Origin of the sequence: Micromonospora sp. NPDC048909, assembly GCF_040649635.1 — a bacterium.
Taxonomy (GTDB): Bacteria; Actinomycetota; Actinomycetes; order Mycobacteriales; family Micromonosporaceae; genus Micromonospora.
Genome location: NZ_JBEZFU010000001.1, coordinates 84,323 through 103,148, shown reverse-complemented (window position 1 = coordinate 103,148; position 18,826 = coordinate 84,323). Strand labels below are relative to the sequence as shown.

Sequence of the window (18,826 nt, the reverse complement as noted above, 5' to 3'; positions counted from 1 at the left end):
GCTCGACTGATGGCCCGCCGTTGCGACGGTCACCTACGGTCGTGAGAGGCATCGCGACCTCAGGAGGCACTTCCATGCGCAGCGCGCTGTTCTCCGCGGAGAACCTGGAGAAGGAGTCCGCCCAGCCCGGCATGCGGCTGCAGAACTCCAAGATGTTGAAGATCGAGCTGAACGGCGAGGCGATGGCCCGGGTCGGGTCGATGGTCGCCTATCAGGGGCAGGTGCAGTTCCAGGCGCTCGGCTCCGGTGGGCTGGGCAAGTTCCTCAAGCAGAAGCTGACCGGCGAGGGCGTACCGCTGATGAGGGTCAGCGGGCAGGGTGACGTCTTCCTGGCCGAGTTGGCCAAGGACGTGCACATCATCGACCTCGAGCAGGGCGACGCGCTCTCCATCAACGGCTCCAGCGTGCTGGCCTTCGACTCCACCCTCCAGTACGACATCAAGATGGTCGGCGGCGCCGGCATGGCCTCGTCCTCCGGCCTGTTCAACTGCGTCTTCACCGGCTACGGCCGGATCGCCATCACCACCAGGGGCACCCCGGTGGTGCTCAACGTCGACCAGCCGACCTACGTCGACCCGCAGGCCGCGGTCTGCTGGTCGGCCAACCTGCAGACCGGCTACCACCGGGCCGAGCAGTTGGGCCTCGGCACGCTGTTGGGCCGGCGCACCGGTGAGTCGTTCACGATGAGCTTCGCCGGCCAGGGCTTCGTGGTCGTGCAGCCGTCCGAGGAGCCGCCGGTGCTGGGCAGCGGCGCTCAGGAGCAGCAGGGCGGCCTGCTCGGCGGCCTGCTCAGTTGACGTCGCGCTCAGGCCGCCCCGGCGCCGGGTGCCTCCCGGCCGGGGCGGCCGGGCCCTGAGACCGACGAGCGGGCGACGCCGCCCCGGCCTTCCCGGCGATGCGGTCGGTCAGCTCAGTTCTCCGGTGCGCAGCCGGGCCAGCCAGGCCGCCGCATCGGCGTAGTCGACGTCGGAGAGGCCCGGCGGCGCCGGAACCGGCCGCTCACCCGCCGCCTCCGCCCAGCGGTGCCGAGGGTACGAGCCGAGGAAGCGCACATCCGCGCAGACCCGACGCAGCCCCTGCAGGGCCTCGCCGAGCCGGACGTCGGCCACGTGGCCCGTGCAGTCGAGGAAGAAGACGTAGCGGCCGAGCGCCTCGCCGGTGGGCCGGGACTCGATCCGGGTCAGGTTGACCCCCCGCACGGCCAGCTCCATGAGCACCGAGAGCAGCGCGCCCACCCGATCGTGGGCGATGTAGACGGCCAGCGAGGTGAGGTCGTCCCCGGTCGGCGGCGGAGGCGGGCCGGGGCGGGACACCAGCGCGAACCGGGTCACCGCGTCCGGGTGGTCGGCGATCTTGTCCGCCAGCACCGCCAGCCGGTGCCGACCGGCCCCGATCGGTGCGCAGATCGCCGCGTCGTACTCGCCGGCGGCGGCGCCCGCCGCGGCAGCGCCGTTGGAGAGCACGTCGACCACCACCGCGTCGGGCAGGTGGGCGCGGAGCCAGTTCCGGCACTGGGTGGACGCCTGCGGGTGCGCCGCCACGGTGCGGACCGTGGCCAGCTCGGTGCCGGTCCGCGCACCGAGCACGAACTCCACCGGCAGGATCACCTCGCGGGTGATCACCAGCGGTTCCCCCTCGGCCAGTTCGTCCAGGGTCACCCCCACCGCGCCGCCGATCGAGTTCTCCAGCGGCACCAGCGCCGCGTCGGCGTCGCCGGCCCGTACGCTCTCCAGCGCCTCCCCGACGCTGCGGGCCGGCGTCCGGTTGCCGCGTTCGGCGGCGGAGACGGTACGCAGCGCCTGCTCGGCGAAGGTGCCCTCGGGCCCGAGGTAGACGAAGCGCGTCGGCGGTGTTCCCGGCATGGCGACCAGCCTACGCACCCGGTAGGCCCACCGTGCCGCCGTCGCAGGCCAGCGTCCGGATCCCGAGCGGCCCGGTCGCCCGTACCTCGACGGTGCAGACGTCGGTGCCGGCGGTCACCAGCTCCGGCGTGCCGGGCCCACCCCGGGTGACCACCTGGAGCTCCTCGTGCCCGGTCACCTCGAGCACCGTGTACTGCCAGTCCGCGGCACAGAGCGGCCCGGTGCGCACCTGGACCCGGATGTCGTCGGGGAGCACCCCGGACCGGCCACGCAGCAACTGGATGACCCGCTGCCCGCTCGGGCCGTTGCGGCACGGGGCGGCCACCAGTCCGGCATCGGTCGTCGGGGTTGCCGGCGCGGTCGGGACGGCGGACGGCAGACCGGTGGCCGGCGGCAGCGCCGGAGTGGGCGCCGTGGTCGGGGCACTCGGCGTGCCGGTCGGCACCGGTTGCCGTAGCTCCGGCGGGGCGCCGCAGCCGGCCAGCGCGAGCGTGGCCAGCACCGTGGCTGCCGCGCCCAGCCGCCGGAAGCGGCGGTGGGCCACGGTCGAACCGGTGAGGTGGTCGAGCGCACCGGAGCGCGCCGCGGGCGGGGTGGCCGGTCGGCGGGTGCGGGGCATCGTGGGGCGGGGCGGTGGAGTGGGCGGCACGGGCCGATCCTGAGGGGCTGCGGAAGGGGTGGCCGGGGTGGCCGAGCCCATCGTAGGAGCAACCGCGGCGGGGGTGAAGGTCAGCCGAGCACGCGGTGCCCCGCGCGTTCCAGCGCGGCGGTCGCCGCGCCGAGGCGTACCGCGGGGACCAGCAGGTAGTCGGTGTCGAAGGTGGAGAAGGCCACCACGTTCACCCGGGCGCCGGCGAGCGGGTCGACGAGCGCGGCGAGGGTGCCGGTGACGGCCACGTCCACCGGGCCGGAGACCCGCAGGCAGCGCCAGGCGGTCTCCACCACAGCCTGCTCGGGTGCCCGGTCCATCGGGCAGATCACCGAGATCCCGTCAGCGGTCCAGCTCACCGTCACCACGTCGGCGGCGGTCAACCCGCTCGACAACGCGGGCGGCAGGGCGGAGCCGGCGGCCATCCGGCACACGGCGTACTCCCCCGGCAGCAGGGCGATATCGAGCATGAGGGCACCTTACGGCCTCGGCGTGCACCCGCCCGGATTCGCCGCGTGCGGCGAGTGCCACACTCCGCCGCAGGTCAGACCACGGAAAAGAAGGTGAGCGAGCCGGCGACCGAACCGTCGGTGAACACCGGGGTGGAGATGGCGTCCACGGTGGCGTCGGAGCTGCCCTCGGGCGCCGCCTGCACCCGGAGCAGGCCGCGGGCCAGCCGGCCGGAGGAGAGCGCCAGCAGCGGCGGGATCTTGTCGATCTCCTGGTCGGTCAGTTCGCCGCGGTTGGCGGTGAAGTCGACCAGGCGCAAACCGCCGTCGAGCAGGGGCAGACCGATCAGATCCTCCGGCTTGCCGAGGCAGAGCAGTTCGCAGCCGGCGGCGGAGATCGCCACCACCTTGGTGTCGGCGTCGATCAGCAGACACGGCTCGTCGGCGTGGGAGACCGTCGAGGACCACTGGCCGAAGTTGTCGGACTCCGGCTCTGTCGAAGCCCGCGCAGTCGGCACGAACACTTCCGAGAGCGAGAGTTCGACGTGGGCCACCGCGCCTCCTATGTGCACCGAGGGACTGTCCACGCTAGCCGGTCGCCCGGGCGATCGCCGATCACACCGCGCTCGCCGGGCCGCCGGTGCGCGGGGCAATGCCCGGACCAGGCGGCCGGCGAGGGCGCGGACCTGCGGTGCCGGCGACGGCCGGCGCACGTGACGTCCCGGATGACGTTACCGGCGGTTGGCCGGCTTGTCAGCGGCCATTCGGCCGTCCTCGTACCACCGGTAGTCGGCTGCTGGACGGTAAGTGCCGTTCAGCCAGGTGCTCGGGTGCTGTGCGACCCGGGACAGCTTCTCGGCGGTGGCCGGGCTGATCCGGCTGCCACCCGCGACGAGCAGGCGGTCCAGCTCGCGGTGGGTCGCCATCAGGCAGTCCTTGGGTAGGCCGTAGACGCTGATGACGCCGGAGCCGACGAAGGTCAGCACCGGCGTGACCGGGATCGGCAGCCCGACCGCGGCGGAGAGCGCCTTGCTCGCCCGCTTGGCGTCCCGGCGGGCCTCGGCAACGTAGGGCGGCCGCTTGCCGTTGATCTGCACCACGTCGCCGGCGACCAGCACCCGGGCGCGGCCGTGGTCGGCGATGGTGACCGCGAACAGGCCGCTCGGCCCGATGGCGAGGAAACCGGCGCGTTCCTCGTGCGGCCGGTCGAGCAGCACGTCGGTCACGTCGGTGCGGGGCCACTCGATGACGTGCCAGGCCGGCCCGAGGTGATCGAGCTGGCCGAGCGCCCGGGCCCCCGCAGCCTCGAGCCGCCGTGCGCCCCGCTCGGCCCGCCGACGGCGGGCCCACTCCAGCGGGGTCGGACGGACCGGGTCGAGAACCCCCGGTGCCTCCACCCGAGGGTGTGGCACCGTGGCGGGCGGCAGTGCCCGAGCGGTGGGTACGGCTCGACGAGCGGGAAAGACAGTCATCGCGACCTCCGGCAAAAGGTCCCTCGAAGTTATGTCTCCACTACCCTACGTTGCCACTCCGGGGGGTCGGCAAGGTGGAGCGCCGGAGTGACTGTGGATGAATGCCATATTCATCCACACTTCTTTTCCCGGATGCCGCCAAACCCTGCCCTACGCTGCCATGGTGACCCACTATGTGGACAGCGAAGTCGCCCGGCTCGGCACCGTGCTGCTGCACCGTCCGGGCCGGGAACTCGCCCGCCTCACCCCCCGGAACAACGACACCCTTCTCTTCGACGCGATCCCATGGGTCGGCCGGGCGCAGGAGGAGCACGACGCCTTCGCCGCGGCGCTACGCGAGCGCGGGGTGGAGGTGCTCTACCTCGCCAACCTGCTCGCGGAGACGCTCGCCGTCGCCGACGCCCGCGCCGAACTCACCGAGCAGGTACTCCGCTCACCCCGGCTCGGCGACACGCTGCGGGCCCGGGTCGCGGACCATCTGGCGTACCTGGACCCGGCGGCGCTCGCCGACGTGCTCATCGCCGGCCTCGCCCACGAGGAGCTGCGGATCAGCTCGGAGCGACCGGGTGGCCTGGTCTACACGCTGATGGACCGGCACGACTTCGTCATCGCCCCGCTGCCCAACCTGCTCTTCACCCGCGACTCGTCGGTCTGGATCCGGGACCGGGTCGGGGTGACCAGCCTGGCCATGTTGGCCCGGCGGCGGGAGACCACGCTGACCAACGCCATCTACCGCCACCACCCCCGCTTCGCCGGCACCCAGCTCGTCTACCGACCGGAGCTGGAGCACCTGGAGGGCGGCGACGTGCTGCTGCTCGCACCCGGCGTGCTCGCCGTCGGGGTGGGCGAGCGGACCACTCCGGCCGGCGCGGAACGACTCGGCCGGCAGGTTTTCGCCGCCGGCCTGGCGCACACCATCCTGGTGGTGCCGATCGCCCAGGAGCGGGCCACCATGCACCTGGACACGGTCTGCACGATGGTCGACGTCGACGCGGTGCTGATGTACCCCAACGTCGCCGACACGCTCTCCGCGTACACGGTGATCGCCGGCGCGGACGGCGAGGACCCGCGGGTGGACGGCCCGGCGCCCTTCCTGCGGGCCGCCGCCGACGCGATGGACCTGGACCAGCTCCGGGTCATCGACACCGGCCTGGACCCGATCACCGCCGAGCGGGAGCAGTGGGACGACGGGAACAACACCCTCGCCCTCGCGCCTCGGCTCTGCGTCGGCTACGAGCGCAACGTGGAGACCAACGCGCAGCTGGAGCGGGCGGGCATCGAGGTGATCCCGATCGCGGGCTCGGAGCTGGGCTCGGGCCGGGGCGGTCCCCGCTGCATGTCCTGCCCGCTGGTCCGGGAACCGCTGCACGGCTGACGCCGCGCCCCGGTTGCCGCCGCCGCGGCACCAGGACGCGGCGGCGGTCGGCCGCGGCGGTGGGTCAGCGCAGGGTGAGCTGCCGGCCGAGCAGGCCCTGCCGGGCCCGGCGCCCGGCGGCGTCCAGCGGGCCGGTCTCGGTCAGCGCCTCGGCGTAGCGCTTGCCGAACTGCGCCACCGGCTCCTCCCACTCGGCGGCGGGCGTCTGCTCCGGCAGGTCCCAGACCGGCACCAGGCGCCCGTGCGCACGGAACATGCCGGCGAACCGGGTGTCGTCGCCGAGCGGCAGCGCGCCCGCCGCGCCGAGGCGGGCCAGCGCGTCGAGCGCGGCGTCCTCGCCCTCCGGCAGGACCCAGCGCACGTGCGACTTCTCCGGCACCTGGCACCAGTACGCGGCCTTCGCCGCGGCCATCCGCACGGTGGGGTAGACGGCGGCGTTCGCCCGCTCCAGGGACGCCTGCACGTTGGGGTCGTCCGCCGCGCCCGGGTCGAGCCAGAAGTCGAACCCGTCGTGCATGCTGATCTCCAGCGGGCCGTCGACCAGCACGTCCTGCAGGCGCGGGCCGGGGCCGGGCAGCGGCGGGACCGACACCGGGCCGCCCGGCTCGGCGCGCAGCGCGCAGAGCAGCGCCTCGGCCAGGTCCCGCGAGACGTCGCCGGACTGAATGTGGCGCTGGAGCCCGATCAGCACCCGGCCGTCCGGCTTGGTCATCGCCGGGGCGGCCATCGGCAGCACGGTGGCCAGCGTGACGGGCCGGTCGCCGAACTCCTCCACCAGGGCGGGGGCGAGCCGCAGCGGCGCGGACGCGGCCGGTACGAGTTCTCGCAACGCGATCCATTCGGGCTCGTCGACGAGCCCTTCGAACGGACGCGGCACGAAGACGTCGCGCACCTTTTCCTTCGGGGTGGTCTCGGCGGACCGCTGGCTCTTTCGACGCTTGCTCACGGCGAGACAGCCTAGAGGCCGGACCGGCCGAGCGTGGGGAGGACCCGCCCCGAGGCGTCGTTCAGCCGGCGGCGACCAGGTCCGGCCGGCTCGACCCGGCCGGCTCGAACTCGGCCCAGACGCTCTGCCCGAGCCCGTCCCGATCGACGCCCCACCGGCTCGCCAGACCGGCGACGATGTGCAGCCCCCGACCGTCGGCGGCGTCGGGATCGGCGATCCGCATCCGAGGGCCGTCGCCGGCCCCGCCGTCGGTGACCCGGAGCTGGATCCGCGGACCGTCGACCGCCCCGCACAGCCGCCAGGCCACCCGCACCACGCCGCCGGGCAGCGGGCGGGCGTGCCGGACCGCGTTGCCGACCAGCTCGGCCAGGACGGCGACCAGGTCCGCCAGGAGCGTCGGGGCGACCAGCTCGGCCAACTCGTCGGCGAGCCGGTGCCGGGCCAGCCGCGCGCCACTGGCGTGGTGGGGGACCACCACGCACCAGGCTCGTTCGCCTACTCCCGTCGCCACGCTCGCCCCTCCACGCCCGTGCCGTCGCCGGTCATCCGCGCGGCAGCCGCACCTCTGCGACGGTACCGCCACCGGCCCTCGGCCGTAGGGATACCCATCCATTCTGCTGCTCAACGATCCGGCGGACGAGATACAGGCCGAGACCCGCCCCCGGATAGCCCCGGCGGTCGCCGGACTCGCCCTGCCAGAACCGGTCGAAGGCCCGCTCGACGTGCTCGGGACGGATGCCGATGCCCCGGTCGCTGACCCGGAACGAGACCATCTGGCTGTCCGCGCTGGCGCTGATCTCGATCCGGCTGCCCGGCGCGGAGTACTTCCCGGCGTTGGTGCTCAGCTCGGTCAGCACGGTGGCCAGACTCGGCCGGTGCCCGAGCGCCTTGGGCAGGTCGGTCGGCAGGTCGAGGACGAGCCGGTGGCGCAGTTCGGCGGGGAGGTCGGCGACCGCGGCCTGCAGGGCGTCGCCAAGGTCGAAGGGGGCGGGTGGCTCGTCGCCGGGCCCCGACTCGGCGGCCGAGGAGAGGAGCCGGTCGACCAGCCGGGCCAGCTCGTTCGCCCGCTGGCCGATCACCCGCGCGGCCTGCCGCCGGTCGGTGTCGGTCAGCGACTCCCAGTGGTCGGTCAGCGTGTCCGCGTACCCCTTGATGACGGTGACCGGTGTGCGCAGCTCGTGGCTGGTCACCGCGACGAAGAGATCCCGCTCGTGGTCCCGGCGCTGCTGGTCGGTGATGTCGCGGAAGGTGACCACCCGCAGCGCCCCGGGGCCGGGCAGCTCTCCGGAGGTGATCCGCAGCCAGCGGCCGTCCGGCAGCCGGTGGTCGAGCACCTGCCCGGACGGGGGGATCGGGAAGGTCAGCGGCCGGCTGAGCGCCTGGCCGGCGTCCCGGCCGGTCACCTGCGCCGCGGCCGGGTTCCAGAGCCGGACGTGCCCGTCCCGGTCGACCACCGCCAGCCCGTCGGCGAGCGCCGCGACGACCGGCCCGTCACCGTGCACGGGCAGGCCGGTCTGGTCGCCGTACATGTGCGCGATGCAGGAGGCGAGGTACGCGACCACGCCGTGCTGCTCGTCGTCCGGCTCCTCGTCCTCGGCGTAGAGGGCGTGCAGGCTGCCGACGGTGTGCCCGCCGATCTCGGCCCGGGAGACCACCATCTGGCGCAGCCCCCGCTCGGCCAACTCACCCGGCAGCCGGCCGGTGAGGTGATCCATCCGGACCTGCTGCACCCGGGGGCCGGTGAGCAGGCACACGGTGGCCGGGTCGTTGCCTGCCAGCGGCCGGCCGACGGTCCACTCGGCGGCTCCGGTCGCGGCGATCACCCGGCCGCCGGTCGGGCCGAACTCGACGAACGCCATGGCCGCCGCGCCGAGCGCCGGCTGCGCGACCCGGAGCAGCTGGGTGAGGACGGGCAGGCCGGCGTCGCCGGAATTGATCATCTCGATCACCACGGTGTGGCCGTCGATGAGAGCGGCGAAGTCGATGCGCTCCGGCATGCCCCGAGTGTGCCTCGCCGGCCCGCTTTTGGGCACCCCCGCCCGGGGCGCCGCCGCTCGGCACACGGACTGGCCGGCGCGCCGCCCGGACCCACGTGCCGCTCGCCCACGCGCCGGTCTCCGCCGTCGGCGGTCAGCGGCCGAGCCGGGACAGGGTGTGCGCCGGCCGGTCGGTGATGATCCCGTCCACCCCGGCGGTCAGGACGAGATCCAGGTCGGCGGGTTCGTTGACCGTCCAGACGTAGACCTGGTTGCCGGCGGCCCGCAGGGCCGGCAGCAGGTGCGGCCGGGCCCGGACCAGGCCCACGCCCGGGCCGGCGATCCGGGTGCCGAAGGGCAGCCGACCCAGCCGCAGCCAGGGGGGCAGCACCTCCAGCAGCAGCACGGTGGGAAGTGTCGGGGCGAGTTCGCGGACGCGGCGGACGGCGAGCGGTGAGAAGGACATCACCGTCACCTGGACGGGGTCGTCCGGCTTCGGCTCGGCCAACCCGTACCGGCGCAGCAGCGCGACCAGCCGGCGCTCGACGTCACGGCCGTAGCGCGACGGATGCTTGGTCTCCACCAGCAGCCGGACCGGCCGGCCGGCGGCGAGCACCGCGTCGAGCAGCCGCTCCAGGGTGAGCAGCCGGGTGTGCGACTCGTCCGGCGGCTCGTCGGTGTCCCCCAGGGCGTAGCCGGGGTGCCAGGAGCCGAAGTCGAGCGCGTCCAACTCGGCGAGGGTGCGGGCGCTGACCAGGCCACGGCCGTTGCTGGTGCGGTCCAGGCGGCGGTCGTGCACACAGACCAGGTGGCCGTCGCGGGTCAGCCGGACGTCGCACTCCAGCCCGTCGGCACCCTCGGCGATGGCGCGCAGGTACGCCGCGAGGGTGTGCTCGGGGAGGTCGTACGAGGCGCCGCGGTGCGCGAACACCAGGGGTTGCTCGCCCATGACGTGGTCCTAGAGAACCCGGCCCGGCTGCCCGTTCTCGGCGACCACCGGTCGCCCGGCGGCGGCCCAGTCGCCCATTCCGCCCGCCACGTTGCGCACCTGCTCCCAGCCGTTGCGCATGAGGTAGGTGACGACCTGGGCGGAGCGCCCGCCGGAGCGGCAGATGACGGCCACCTCCTGGTCGGTGGGCACCTCGGCCAGCCGGCTCGGCAGCTCCATCATCGGCAGGTGATGGGCGCCGGGCGCGTGACCGGCCGCCCACTCGTCGTCCTCGCGGACGTCGAGCAGGTAGATGTCATCGGCGAGATCGTTCACGGTCACGGTGGGAACCTGGGGTCCGAACACGGGTACCAAGCCTAGAGCCTTCCCCGGCGGACCGCCGCCGCCCGGGGGAGTCGGCGCGGTCACAGCTTGACCACCCAGCGCGGATTGGCTCCCGCCCAGTCCGGCATCCGGCTGCCGCGGACCGCGTCGAAGAGCCCGTTGCTCCCGTTCTCCAGCACCACGTACGACACCTCGTCGATCACCTGCGGGTACGAGGGCACCTGTACCCCGCGCAGCGCGTCGGGGGGCAGCCCGCGCAGCGCGAAGAGCAGGTCCTCCAGCGCCACGCCGTTGGTGTCCACGGTCAGCGCGCCACCCACCGCGCGGATGACCTGGTCGAGCTTGACCGGGTTGGTGCGCAGCCGGGTCTCGCCGGCCCGGTCCAGCAGGGCCCGCAGCAACTGCTGCTGGTGACGCTGCCGGTCGTAGTCGCCGCCCGGCAGGTCGTAGCGCTGGCGGACGTAGTCCAGTGCCTCCGCGCCGTTCATCTGCCGACAGCCGGGGGTGAAGACCCGCGTGGTGTGGATCGAGCGGACCTCGCTGTCCACGCACATCCGTACGCCGCCGAGCAGGTCGATCACCTGCTTGATGCCGGAGAAGTCGATCAGGGCGGCGCCGTCGAACCGGAGCCCGGTGAGCCGGGCCAGGGTGGCCGACAGCAGTTGGGCGCCGGCCTCCCCGCCGCCGCCGTGCTCGTACGCCGCGTTGATCTTGTCTTGACCGCCCGGGTAGCTGCCGCCGGCCGGGATGGCGACGAGCAGGTCGCGGGGGATGGAGACCAGGTACGCCTGACGTAGCCCGGCCGGCACGTGCACGATCAGGATGGTGTCCGCGCGCTGCTCCGGGTTGGTGTCGCCGGGGCGCCGGTCGGTGCCGATGAGCAGGTAGTTCAGCGGCCCGTCGAGGTTGGTCCGCTCCGTGCGGGCGTCCGGGTCGAGCAGTTGCTCCTTGAGCACCGTGCGGTCGTACCGGTCGGTGAGCGCCTGGAGCCCGACCACGGCGAGGCCGGCCAGCACGACCAGGCTGAGACCGAGGACGAGCAGGATCCGGGGCCAGCGGGCGCGACGCGGCCGGGCGGCCCGAGCGCTCGGCCCGGTCCGCGCTCCGCCATCTCGGCCCGACCTGGACGTGGCGCCTCCCCGCAGCCAGTACGTGAGTCCTGCTCACGTCAGGCTACGAGGAGAGCACCGTCGACCGGTCCGTTTTGCCGACTTTCAGGGCCGCCGGCGGCCCCGGGCGGTCACTTCCGGGAGGAGATGACCTCGGGGTGGTTGAAGACGAACTCGGCGAGCTTGTCCTGCTTGACCGCCTGGAACATCTCCAGCGTCTCGGCGCTCAGCACTTCCTTGCCGTTCCCGTCGCCGTTGAAGGTGCCGTTGTTGGTCTTCAGCATGGTGAGCTCGTTCGCGGTGACACCACGCATGGTGAAGACGAAGTCCTCGATCGGCACGCCGCCGGTGTCCAGGATGAAAGCCTTGCCGGCCGCCTTGATCAGCTGCTGGAGCTTGACCGGGTTGGTCAGCATGCCCTTGTCGGTGGCCTTCTTGGCCATCGCCTTGATCAGCTGCTGCTGGTTCTGCTGCCGGTCGTAGTCGCTGTTCGTGAGGCCGTAGCGCTGCCGGGCGTAGTCGAGCGCCGCCCAGCCCTCCATCTGCTGGCAGCCCTTCTTGTGCACCACCGGGGTCATCGTCTTGCCGGTCTTCTTGGCGTCCGCGTTCCACATCGGCTTGCCGTTCACGTACGACATGTGGTGCGACTTGACCTCCTGCTTCACGCACAGGCGCACCGAGCCGAGGGTGTCGATGACGTTCTTGAAGCCGCCGAAATTGATGATCGCGGCGCCGTCGAAGCTCACCCCGGTCATCCGCTTGATCGTCTGCGCCATCAGCTGGGCGCCACCCTCCCAGCCGCCGCCGTTGCGGGCCCCGGCCTGGAACGCGGCGTTGATCTTGTCGGTGCCGCCCCCGTAGCCGCTCTTCTTGAACGCCGGGATCTGCGCCTCGGTGTCCCGGGGGATGGAGATCAGGTACGCCTGGTCGTGCGTCGCCGGGATGTGCAGGATGATGATGCTGTCCGACCGGACGTCGTCGGCGGCCCACCGCTCGCGGGCGTCCACGCCGAGCAGCAGCATGTCGATCGGCCCGTCCAGGCTCGCGCCGCCCTCGGCGTCGGACTTGCCGGCCTCGCCGAGCAGGTTCCGCTGGGCGATGTCGCCGGTCGCCTGGCTGATCAGGGCCTTGCTGCCGACGATGGCGACGCCGCTGCTCATCATCAGCACGGCGCCGAAGACCACGGTGAGCCGAGCCCAGAGCGGATCCTTGCGGCGCGGTCGTTTGGCCGGCGAGCTGCCGCCACCTCGACCCCCACGGCTCTGGGGCGGGATGGCCGCGGCGCCGCCGACGGGGGGGCGGGTGGCATCCGCCGACGGGCGGCGGCTGGTCTGAACCGGCATGCGTGCTCCAGCTCACGTGATCAGGGGGGCGGGACCACTGTACGGACACTTCCCGGCCGAGGCGAGTTCGCCCGGACGCAATGTTCCGTTGGTCCGGGGGTCACCCAGGCGTATTGACCGATCGGCTACTTCGATACGACCGGTCGGCGGTTGGCCTTCAGTAAACGCAAAGTCGGCCGTCGATCACTCTCGCCGGTGTCAGCACCCTCGGTGAGCGTTCAGCCCCCGTCGGTGCCGCCCTTCTGGTTGGCCTTGACCCAGTCGGCCATGGTGTCGGCCGACATCGCCCGGTACATGGCCAGCGCCTTCTCCCGGTCGGAGACGACCACGGACTCTCCGTTGATCGTGTCGCTCCCGGAGTTCGGGCTGGTCACGAAGGTGAGGTTCTCGCCCCGCAGGTTGCGGAACTGCACCGCCATGTCCATCAACGAGAAACCCTGGTCCACGGTTGCCGCGTCGGTCACCGACTGGAGGAACGCGTTCAACTTCTTCGGGTTGCTCAGCGTGCCGGTGCTGGCCGCCTTGTCCATCAGCGCCCGGAGAAACTCCTGCTGGTGGCGCATCCGGGCGAAGTCCCCGTCCGGGAACTGCTTGCGCTGCCGGATCCAGTCCAGCGCCTCGGCGCCGTCCATGTGGTTGGTGCCCTTGGTGAACGTCCGGTACGGCTTGTGGATCGAGGTGATGGTCCGTTCGACCTTCAGGTCGACCCCGCCGAGTGCGTCGGTGACCTGCTTGAAGCCGGCGAAGTCGATCGCCATCACGTGGTCCAGCCGGACGTCGGTGAAGCACTCGACGGTGCGTACCGCCAGCGGGAGGCCGCCGAAGGCGAAGGCCGCGTTGATCTTCGCGCGCCGCCCCGAGTCGCAGTCGGCGCCGGCGCTCTCCGGGACCGGCACGTAGAGGTCGCGCGGAATGCTGACCAGGTAGGCCTGCTGGTGGTTGGCCGGGATGTGCATCACGATGATCGTGTCGGCCCGCCACTCGCCGGCCTGGTCGACCGGGGCGTCCGGATCCCGCGAGTCGGTGCCGACCAGCAGGATGTTGAGCGCGCCCTCGACCGGCTTCGCCGGACGTCCACCGGTGATCTCGGAGAACGGGTCGGTCCGGGCCAGGTCGTTGTCCAGGTTGCGGACGTAGAGCCAGCCGCCGATCCCGCCGAGCAGCGCGAGCACCAGCACCGCCACGCCGGCCACCAGGCCGATCCGGCCCCACCGCGGCCGCGGCCCCCGCCGGCCGGGTCGGCCGTCGCCGGGGCCGCCCGGGCTGGTCGGCCCACCAGGCCCGGAGGGTCCGCCGGGGCCACCGCCACGCGGCTCCTCGTCGTACGACGGGTACCAGCGCGGCTCGGCGGGCCGGGCGCGTCCGGAGGCACCCCGGGCGGGGCCGGGAACCGACGCGCGCCCGGAGCTCCGGTGCAGGTACGGGAGGGGGACGCCGGCAGACGAGGTCGCTGACATGTAACTCAGGGTACGTAGGTTGAGCCAGTGTCGCCCTCAGGTGAGGGTCAGGTTCTCGACCTGCGCCGCCTCCCGGGGTCAGCCCAGCCGGCCGCGGAAGTACTCGATCGTGCGTCGCAGGCCGTCCTCGGGCGAGACCGTCGGCTCGTAGCCGAGCAGCTCGCGGGCGAGGGTGAGATCGGGCCGGCGCATCTCCGGGTCGTCGGCGCTGCGGGTGATGTAGGTCACCTCGGAGCTGCTTCCGCAGAGCGACACGATGGTCTCGGCCAGTTGCCGCATGGTCATCTCGTGCTCGGTGCCGCAGTTGATCGGCCCGGTCTGGGTCGAGTCGAGCAGCAGCAGGATGCCGCGGACCAGGTCCTCGACGTAGCAGATCGAGCGGGTCTGGTTGCCGGTCCCGTGCACCGTGATCGGCTCGCCACGCAGCGCCTGGGAGATGAAGGTGGGGATGGCCCGGCCGTCGTCCGGCCGCATCCGCGGCCCGTAGGTGTTGAAGATCCGGACGATCGCGGCGTCCAGCCCTCGGCTGCGGTGGTAGGCCATGGTGGCCGCCTCGGAGAAGCGCTTGCCCTCGTCGTAGACGCTGCGGATGCCGATCGGGTTGACGTTGCCCCAGTACGTCTCCCGCTGCGGGTGCTCCTTCGGGTCCCCGTACGCCTCGGACGTGGAGGCCATCAGGAACCGGGCGCCGTCGGCGAGCGCGCGGTCGAGCAGGTGCAGGGTGCCCACCGAGCCGACCCGGAGGATCTCCACCGGCAGCTTCTCGAAGTCGGTCGGGCTGGCCGGGGAGGCCATGTGCAGGATCGCGTCGAACCGCTCGGCCAGCGCCGGGTGGTGCGCCGGCAGCCCGTCGGAGATGTCCGCCTCGACCAGGGAGAAGGTCGGCGTGTCCAGCAGGTGCGCGACGTTCTCCTTCGACCCGGTGACGAAGTTGTCCAGCGCGACCACCGTGCAGCCCCGGGTGATCAGGGCGTCCACCAGGTGTGACGGGACGAAACCGGCACCGCCGGTGACGAGGATGCGGTGACCGGGTCCGAAGCGCGCAGCAACCTTCATACCGGTCAGCCTACTCAGCGTCGCCGCCGGCGCGGCGACGGCCGCAGGGCCGACGTGGCGGCCCGTGTCGGTGTCGCAACCGGCCCCACCGGTCGCCCGAAGAGCGGGCCGGAACGAGGGTGGGCCCCCTCCCGAAGGGGGAGGGGGCCCGGGGTGCTGACCGGCGGGGGGTGCCGGGCCAGCGGTTTCTCAGTGGGCGCCGGCGCCGGTGAGGGCCCGCACCTCCAGCTCCGCGTACTTGTCCTCGTCGTGCTCCTTCGAGACGAGCGTGCCGATCCAGCCGCAGAGGAAGCCGAACGGGATCGAGAGCAGGCCCGGGTTGGAGAGCGGGAACCACTGCCAGTCGTGGTCGGGGAACATCGCCGTCGGCGCTCCGGAGACCACCGGCGAGAAGAACACCAGCACCACCGCGGCGAGCAGGCCGCCGTAGATGGCCCACACCGCGCCGGAGGTGTTGAACCGCCGCCAGAACAGGCTGTAGAGGATCGCCGGCAGGTTGCCCGACGCGGCGACCGCGAACGCGAGCGCCACCAGGAACGCCACGTTCAGGTTCTGCGCGAAGATCGACAGTGCGATCGAGACCGCACCGATCACCAGCGCCGAGATCCGGGCGACCCGTACCTCCTGCCGCTCCGACGCCTGCCCTCTCTTGATGACGTTGGCGTAGAAGTCGTGCGCCAGGCTGGACGAGGAGGCCAGGGTCAGCCCGGCGACCACGGCCAGGATGGTCGCGAAGGCGACCGCCGCGATGATCGCGAGCAGGGTGGCCCCGCCCAGGTCGCCACCGAGGAAGTCGATCCCGAGCGCCTCGGCCAGCTGCGGTGCGGCCGTGTTGCCGGCCCGGTCCTGGGCGGTGATCGCCTCGCTGCCGACCAGCGCCGCCGCGCCGAAGCCGAGCGCGAGGGTGAGCAGGTAGAAGGTGCCGATGATGCCGATCGCCCAGAGCACGCTCTTGCGGGCCGCCTTGGCGGTCGGCACGGTGTAGAAGCGGATCAGGATGTGCGGCAGGCCGGCGGTGCCCAGCACCAGGGCGATGCCGAGGGAGAGCAGATCCATCTTGTTGTAGAAGGTCTGCGTCGAGCTGGCCACCTCGACCCCGTAGCGCAGCCCCGGTTCGAGGAATGCGCTGCCCTTGCCGGAGGACGACGCGGCGTCGCCGAGCAGCGAGGAGAGGTTGAACTTGTACTTGGCCAGCACCAGCAGCGTCATGATCAGCGCGCCGCCCATCAGCAGGAACGCCTTGACGATCTGCACGTAGGTGGTGCCCTTCATGCCGCCCACCGTGACGTAGACGATCATCAGCGCGCCGACCATGATGATGGTTGCGATCTTCGCGGCGTCCGCGTCCATGCCGAGGAACGTGGTCCCCGGCCGGATGCCGAGCAGCAGCGCCACCAGGGCGCCCGCGCCCACCATCTGGGCCAGCAGATAGAAGATCGACACGGTGATGGTGGAGACCGCCGCCGCGGTACGCACCGGGCGCTGGCGCATGCGGAACGCCAGCACGTCGGCCATCGTGTACCGGCCGGAGTTGCGCAGCAGCTCGGCGACGAGCAGCAACGCCACCAGCCAGGCGACCAGGAACCCGATCGAGTAGAGGAAGCCGTCGTAGCCGTAGAGGGCGATGATGCCGGCGATGCCGAGGAACGAGGCGGCCGACATGTAGTCGCCACCGATCGCCATGCCGTTCTGGAAGCCGGAGAAGGACCGGCCGCCGGCGTAGAAGTCGGTGGCGGTCTTGGTCTGCCGGCTGGCCCAGATGGTGATGGCCAGCGTGATCGCCACGAAGACCAGGAAGAGGGTGATGGTCAGGTTGCGGGCGGTGGTGTCGCCCGCCTCAGCCGCGAGGAGCATCCTCATGGTTCACCTCCCCGATCTCGGCACGGATCCGGTCGGCCACCGGGTCGATCTTCCGGTCGGCGTACCGGGAGTAGAGCCAGGCGATCACGAACGTGGAGACGAACTGCAGCAGTCCGAAGATCAACGCAATGTTGATGTTGCTGCCGAAGAGCTTCGTGCCCATGAAGTCCCGCGCGTACGCGGACAGGATCACGTAGAGCGCGTACCACAGGAAGAATGCGACGGTCATCGGGAAGACGAAGCCGCGCAGGGCGCGACGCAACCCGGCGAACTCATCCGACCGTTGTACGGCGAGGTACCGGTCCGGCGCGGGCGTGGCCGGCGCGGGTGTGTCCGTGGACATCTGTGGATCACCACCTTCACAGGCATCGGGGATTTTCGCGCACGGTAGAAAGTGCGCTCCCCGACGCGGAAGGCCGAGATCGGCGTCGGTCGACGGCTGCGCCGAACGGCGTGTTCGCTGCGCCGAGTGACGCATGTCACTCCGCTTAGCGGTCGTCAGCCCAACTCGCGGTACCGACCCCGGTGATGCAGCAGCGGGGCGGCGTCCTCGACCAGTTCCACCGCCTCGATGGTCGCCTCGACCAGCAGCGCCCAGCCGTACTCGCGGGCCGTGTCCAGCCGGCAGCCGGCCCACCCGCCGGCGTCGGCCGGCACCGGCCCGTACGGCGTGTCGGTCCACGACCCGGTGGCGAAGAGGCCACCGGGCGACGGGAAGAGACCGGCGAACCGGTCGGCGAGCTGCCGGTGCGCCGGAGCCAGCGGGGACACGGCGAACCGGCCGGCGGCGTGGGCCGCCGCCCACAGGTCCGACTCCGCGTCGATCAGCCCGAGCAGCCGGTCCGGCTCGCCCTCCGAGACCAGCGTCGACGACACCGTCAGGCCGGCCGGCCCGGGTGCCGTCCAGAGCGTCACCGGCGCGGCCAGCCGACCGCGCAGACGGCGTACCGGCGACCGCGCACCGGCCGGTACGGCGAACGGATCGGTGTGGTGGATCTCGGCGCCCGGGTCATGATTCACGTGAAACATTCTGCCCGCGGTCCGGGCTCACCCGCCGCTGGACGCGAAGCCACGGACCAGCGAGGCGACCTCGTCGGCCCGGGTGTCCATCAGGAAGTGGCCGCCGTCCAACAGGTAGACCTCGGCGCCCGGCACGTCCGCGCGGTACGCCTCCGCCTCGCCCGGCTCGAACGAGGTGTCGTAGCGGCCCCAGAGGACGAGCAGCCGCGGCCCGGTCCGGCGGAGCCACTCCTGCCAGAGGCGGTACGACGCCACGTTGGTGCGGTAGTCGTAGAAGAGGTCGAGCTGGATCTCGGCCTGCCCCGGTCGGCTGAGAAAGGCGTGCTCGTCGGTCCAGAGATCCGGGTCGTACCGCTGGGGGTCGGGGTCGCTCCCGACATGCCGGGTGCGCGCCGCGTCCAGTGACAGGAAGTTCTCCCGTACCGCGGCCTCGTGCCCGGCCCGGTCCCGCCAGAACGCCCGCCGGCTCTCCCAGAGCGGGCCCAGGCCCACCTCGTGGGCGACCGCGTTCTGCACCACCAGGCCGGTGAGCCGGTCCGGTTCCGCCAACGCCATCCGGAAGCCCACCGGGCCGCCGTAGTCCTGGACGTACAACAGGTACCGCTCGGCGCCGACGGTGGCCGCGAAGCGCGACATGACCTCGGCGATGCGGTCGAAGGTGTACCGGAAACGGCCGGGGTCGGGGGCCTCGCTGTGCCCGAAGCCCGGATAGTCGGGCGCGATCAACCGGAACCGGTCGGCGAGCCGCCCGAGCAGCGGTTCGAACATCCGCGAGGAGGATGGGAAGCCGTGCAGGAGCAGCAGCGTCGGCGCGTCCGGCGGGCCGGCTTCCCGGTAGAAGATGGAGAGGCCGTCGACCGTCACGGTGCGGTAGCGGGTGGAGGTGCTCATACCGGCTGCTCCTTGTCACGGCTTCCCGCACCGTAACTGCCGCTCCGCAACGGTCGCCGGGCATTGCCGTGCGCGGCCCGGTTCGGGT

19 protein-coding genes and 1 pseudogene are annotated in these 18,826 nt (G+C 72.4%); 2 read left to right on the top strand and 18 right to left on the bottom strand.

From position 1 onward, the window contains the following. Positions 1–74 precede the first annotated feature (74 nt). Positions 75–797: an AIM24 family protein gene (locus AB0C04_RS00535; RefSeq protein WP_357046489.1), complete on the top strand. Its 723-nt coding sequence runs from the start codon at positions 75–77 to the stop codon at positions 795–797. 108 nt (positions 798–905) lie between these two features. Here the strand turns inward: AB0C04_RS00535 and pheA are convergent, their stop codons facing one another. From pheA to AB0C04_RS00510, 5 genes are all read right to left on the bottom strand, one after another. Then, positions 906–1,862, bottom strand: coding sequence for a prephenate dehydratase (gene pheA / locus AB0C04_RS00530; RefSeq protein WP_350876775.1), 957 nt, complete (start codon positions 1,860–1,862; stop codon positions 906–908). A 10-nt stretch (positions 1,863–1,872) separates the two neighbouring features. Further along, a complete protein-coding gene (locus AB0C04_RS00525; protein WP_357049013.1) occupies positions 1,873–2,382 on the bottom strand; it encodes a hypothetical protein in 510 nt (169 codons plus the stop codon). 209 nt (positions 2,383–2,591) lie between these two features. Beyond that, entirely contained in the window at positions 2,592–2,981 is a 390-nt protein-coding gene (locus AB0C04_RS00520; protein ID WP_357046487.1) for an ACT domain-containing protein, read from the bottom strand. A gap of 74 nt (positions 2,982–3,055) precedes the next feature. Continuing rightward, on the bottom strand, positions 3,056–3,514 hold the full coding sequence (locus AB0C04_RS00515; protein WP_357046485.1) for a PAS domain-containing protein: 459 nt from the start codon (positions 3,512–3,514) through the stop codon (positions 3,056–3,058). A 177-nt stretch (positions 3,515–3,691) separates the two neighbouring features. Next, complete coding sequence (locus tag AB0C04_RS00510; protein ID WP_357046483.1) at positions 3,692–4,432, bottom strand: hypothetical protein; 741 nt, start codon at positions 4,430–4,432, stop codon at positions 3,692–3,694. A gap of 160 nt (positions 4,433–4,592) precedes the next feature. Here AB0C04_RS00510 and AB0C04_RS00505 point away from each other — a divergent pair, with 160 nt between their 5' ends. Then, the gene (locus AB0C04_RS00505) at positions 4,593–5,807 is read left to right on the top strand and encodes an arginine deiminase (protein WP_357046481.1); all 1,215 of its coding nucleotides are present in this window, start codon (positions 4,593–4,595) and stop codon (positions 5,805–5,807) included. 64 nt (positions 5,808–5,871) lie between these two features. On the opposite strand, the gene AB0C04_RS00500 is transcribed toward AB0C04_RS00505, so the two are convergent. The 13 genes and pseudogenes from AB0C04_RS00500 to AB0C04_RS00440 all read right to left on the bottom strand — a co-directional run bounded on the left by AB0C04_RS00500 (position 5,872) and on the right by AB0C04_RS00440 (position 18,738). Continuing rightward, the gene (locus AB0C04_RS00500; protein ID WP_357046479.1) at positions 5,872–6,753 is read right to left on the bottom strand and encodes a DUF5926 family protein; all 882 of its coding nucleotides are present in this window, start codon (positions 6,751–6,753) and stop codon (positions 5,872–5,874) included. Positions 6,754–6,814: 61 nt separating this feature from the next. Next, on the bottom strand, positions 6,815–7,231 hold the full coding sequence (locus AB0C04_RS00495; protein ID WP_357049010.1) for an ATP-binding protein: 417 nt from the start codon (positions 7,229–7,231) through the stop codon (positions 6,815–6,817). A 64-nt stretch (positions 7,232–7,295) separates the two neighbouring features. After that, positions 7,296–8,750, bottom strand: coding sequence for an ATP-binding protein (locus AB0C04_RS00490; RefSeq protein ID WP_357046477.1), 1,455 nt, complete (start codon positions 8,748–8,750; stop codon positions 7,296–7,298). Between the two features lie 133 nt (positions 8,751–8,883). Further along, positions 8,884–9,678, bottom strand: coding sequence for a glycerophosphodiester phosphodiesterase family protein (locus AB0C04_RS00485; protein ID WP_357046475.1), 795 nt, complete (start codon positions 9,676–9,678; stop codon positions 8,884–8,886). 9 nt (positions 9,679–9,687) lie between these two features. Beyond that, positions 9,688–10,023 carry a rhodanese-like domain-containing protein gene (locus tag AB0C04_RS00480; RefSeq protein WP_357046473.1) on the bottom strand — a complete coding sequence of 112 codons (336 nt, stop codon included), beginning with the start codon at positions 10,021–10,023 and terminating at the stop codon, positions 9,688–9,690. A 59-nt stretch (positions 10,024–10,082) separates the two neighbouring features. Continuing rightward, on the bottom strand, positions 10,083–11,024 hold the full coding sequence (locus tag AB0C04_RS00475; protein ID WP_357049007.1) for an LCP family protein: 942 nt from the start codon (positions 11,022–11,024) through the stop codon (positions 10,083–10,085). A gap of 218 nt (positions 11,025–11,242) precedes the next feature. Further along, complete coding sequence (locus AB0C04_RS00470) at positions 11,243–12,454, bottom strand: LCP family protein (RefSeq protein WP_357046471.1); 1,212 nt, start codon at positions 12,452–12,454, stop codon at positions 11,243–11,245. A 218-nt stretch (positions 12,455–12,672) separates the two neighbouring features. Further along, positions 12,673–13,911, bottom strand: coding sequence for an LCP family protein (locus AB0C04_RS00465; protein ID WP_357046469.1), 1,239 nt, complete (start codon positions 13,909–13,911; stop codon positions 12,673–12,675). 78 nt (positions 13,912–13,989) lie between these two features. After that, complete coding sequence (locus AB0C04_RS00460; protein WP_357046467.1) at positions 13,990–14,967, bottom strand: UDP-glucuronic acid decarboxylase family protein; 978 nt, start codon at positions 14,965–14,967, stop codon at positions 13,990–13,992. Between the two features lie 189 nt (positions 14,968–15,156). After that, positions 15,157–16,827 (bottom strand): cation acetate symporter, encoded by a 1,671-nt coding sequence (locus AB0C04_RS00455; protein WP_350876798.1) that lies wholly within the window; start codon positions 16,825–16,827, stop codon positions 15,157–15,159. Beyond that, positions 16,805–17,170, bottom strand: coding sequence for a DUF485 domain-containing protein (locus tag AB0C04_RS00450; RefSeq protein ID WP_357046464.1), 366 nt, complete (start codon positions 17,168–17,170; stop codon positions 16,805–16,807). The genes AB0C04_RS00455 and AB0C04_RS00450 overlap by 23 nt, the downstream gene beginning before the upstream one ends. Positions 17,171–17,325: 155 nt before the next feature. Beyond that, a pseudogene (locus tag AB0C04_RS00445) lies at positions 17,326–17,862 on the bottom strand (flavin reductase family protein); the annotation flags it as partial. Between the two features lie 12 nt (positions 17,863–17,874). Then, positions 17,875–18,738 carry an alpha/beta hydrolase gene (locus AB0C04_RS00440; RefSeq protein ID WP_357046462.1) on the bottom strand — a complete coding sequence of 288 codons (864 nt, stop codon included), beginning with the start codon at positions 18,736–18,738 and terminating at the stop codon, positions 17,875–17,877. Positions 18,739–18,826 lie beyond the last annotated feature (88 nt).

What these genes read in the sequence shown, in the direction of transcription:
- AB0C04_RS00470 (WP_357046471.1), bottom strand. Translation starts at nt 12,454, where the DNA reads ATGCCGGTTCAGACCAGCCGCCGCCCGTCGGCGGATGCCACCCGCCCC.
- AB0C04_RS00450 (WP_357046464.1), bottom strand. Translation starts at nt 17,170, where the DNA reads ATGTCCACGGACACACCCGCGCCGGCCACGCCCGCGCCGGACCGGTAC.
- AB0C04_RS00485 (WP_357046475.1), bottom strand. Translation starts at nt 9,678, where the DNA reads ATGGGCGAGCAACCCCTGGTGTTCGCGCACCGCGGCGCCTCGTACGAC.
- AB0C04_RS00510 (WP_357046483.1), bottom strand. Translation starts at nt 4,432, where the DNA reads ATGACTGTCTTTCCCGCTCGTCGAGCCGTACCCACCGCTCGGGCACTG.
- AB0C04_RS00460 (WP_357046467.1), bottom strand. Translation starts at nt 14,967, where the DNA reads ATGAAGGTTGCTGCGCGCTTCGGACCCGGTCACCGCATCCTCGTCACC.
- AB0C04_RS00520 (WP_357046487.1), bottom strand. Translation starts at nt 2,981, where the DNA reads ATGCTCGATATCGCCCTGCTGCCGGGGGAGTACGCCGTGTGCCGGATG.
- AB0C04_RS00465 (WP_357046469.1), bottom strand. Translation starts at nt 13,911, where the DNA reads ATGTCAGCGACCTCGTCTGCCGGCGTCCCCCTCCCGTACCTGCACCGG.
- AB0C04_RS00490 (WP_357046477.1), bottom strand. Translation starts at nt 8,750, where the DNA reads ATGCCGGAGCGCATCGACTTCGCCGCTCTCATCGACGGCCACACCGTG.
- AB0C04_RS00535 (WP_357046489.1), top strand. Translation starts at nt 75, where the DNA reads ATGCGCAGCGCGCTGTTCTCCGCGGAGAACCTGGAGAAGGAGTCCGCC.
- pheA (WP_350876775.1), bottom strand. Translation starts at nt 1,862, where the DNA reads ATGCCGGGAACACCGCCGACGCGCTTCGTCTACCTCGGGCCCGAGGGC.
- AB0C04_RS00440 (WP_357046462.1), bottom strand. Translation starts at nt 18,738, where the DNA reads ATGAGCACCTCCACCCGCTACCGCACCGTGACGGTCGACGGCCTCTCC.
- AB0C04_RS00505 (WP_357046481.1), top strand. Translation starts at nt 4,593, where the DNA reads ATGGTGACCCACTATGTGGACAGCGAAGTCGCCCGGCTCGGCACCGTG.
- AB0C04_RS00455 (WP_350876798.1), bottom strand. Translation starts at nt 16,827, where the DNA reads ATGAGGATGCTCCTCGCGGCTGAGGCGGGCGACACCACCGCCCGCAAC.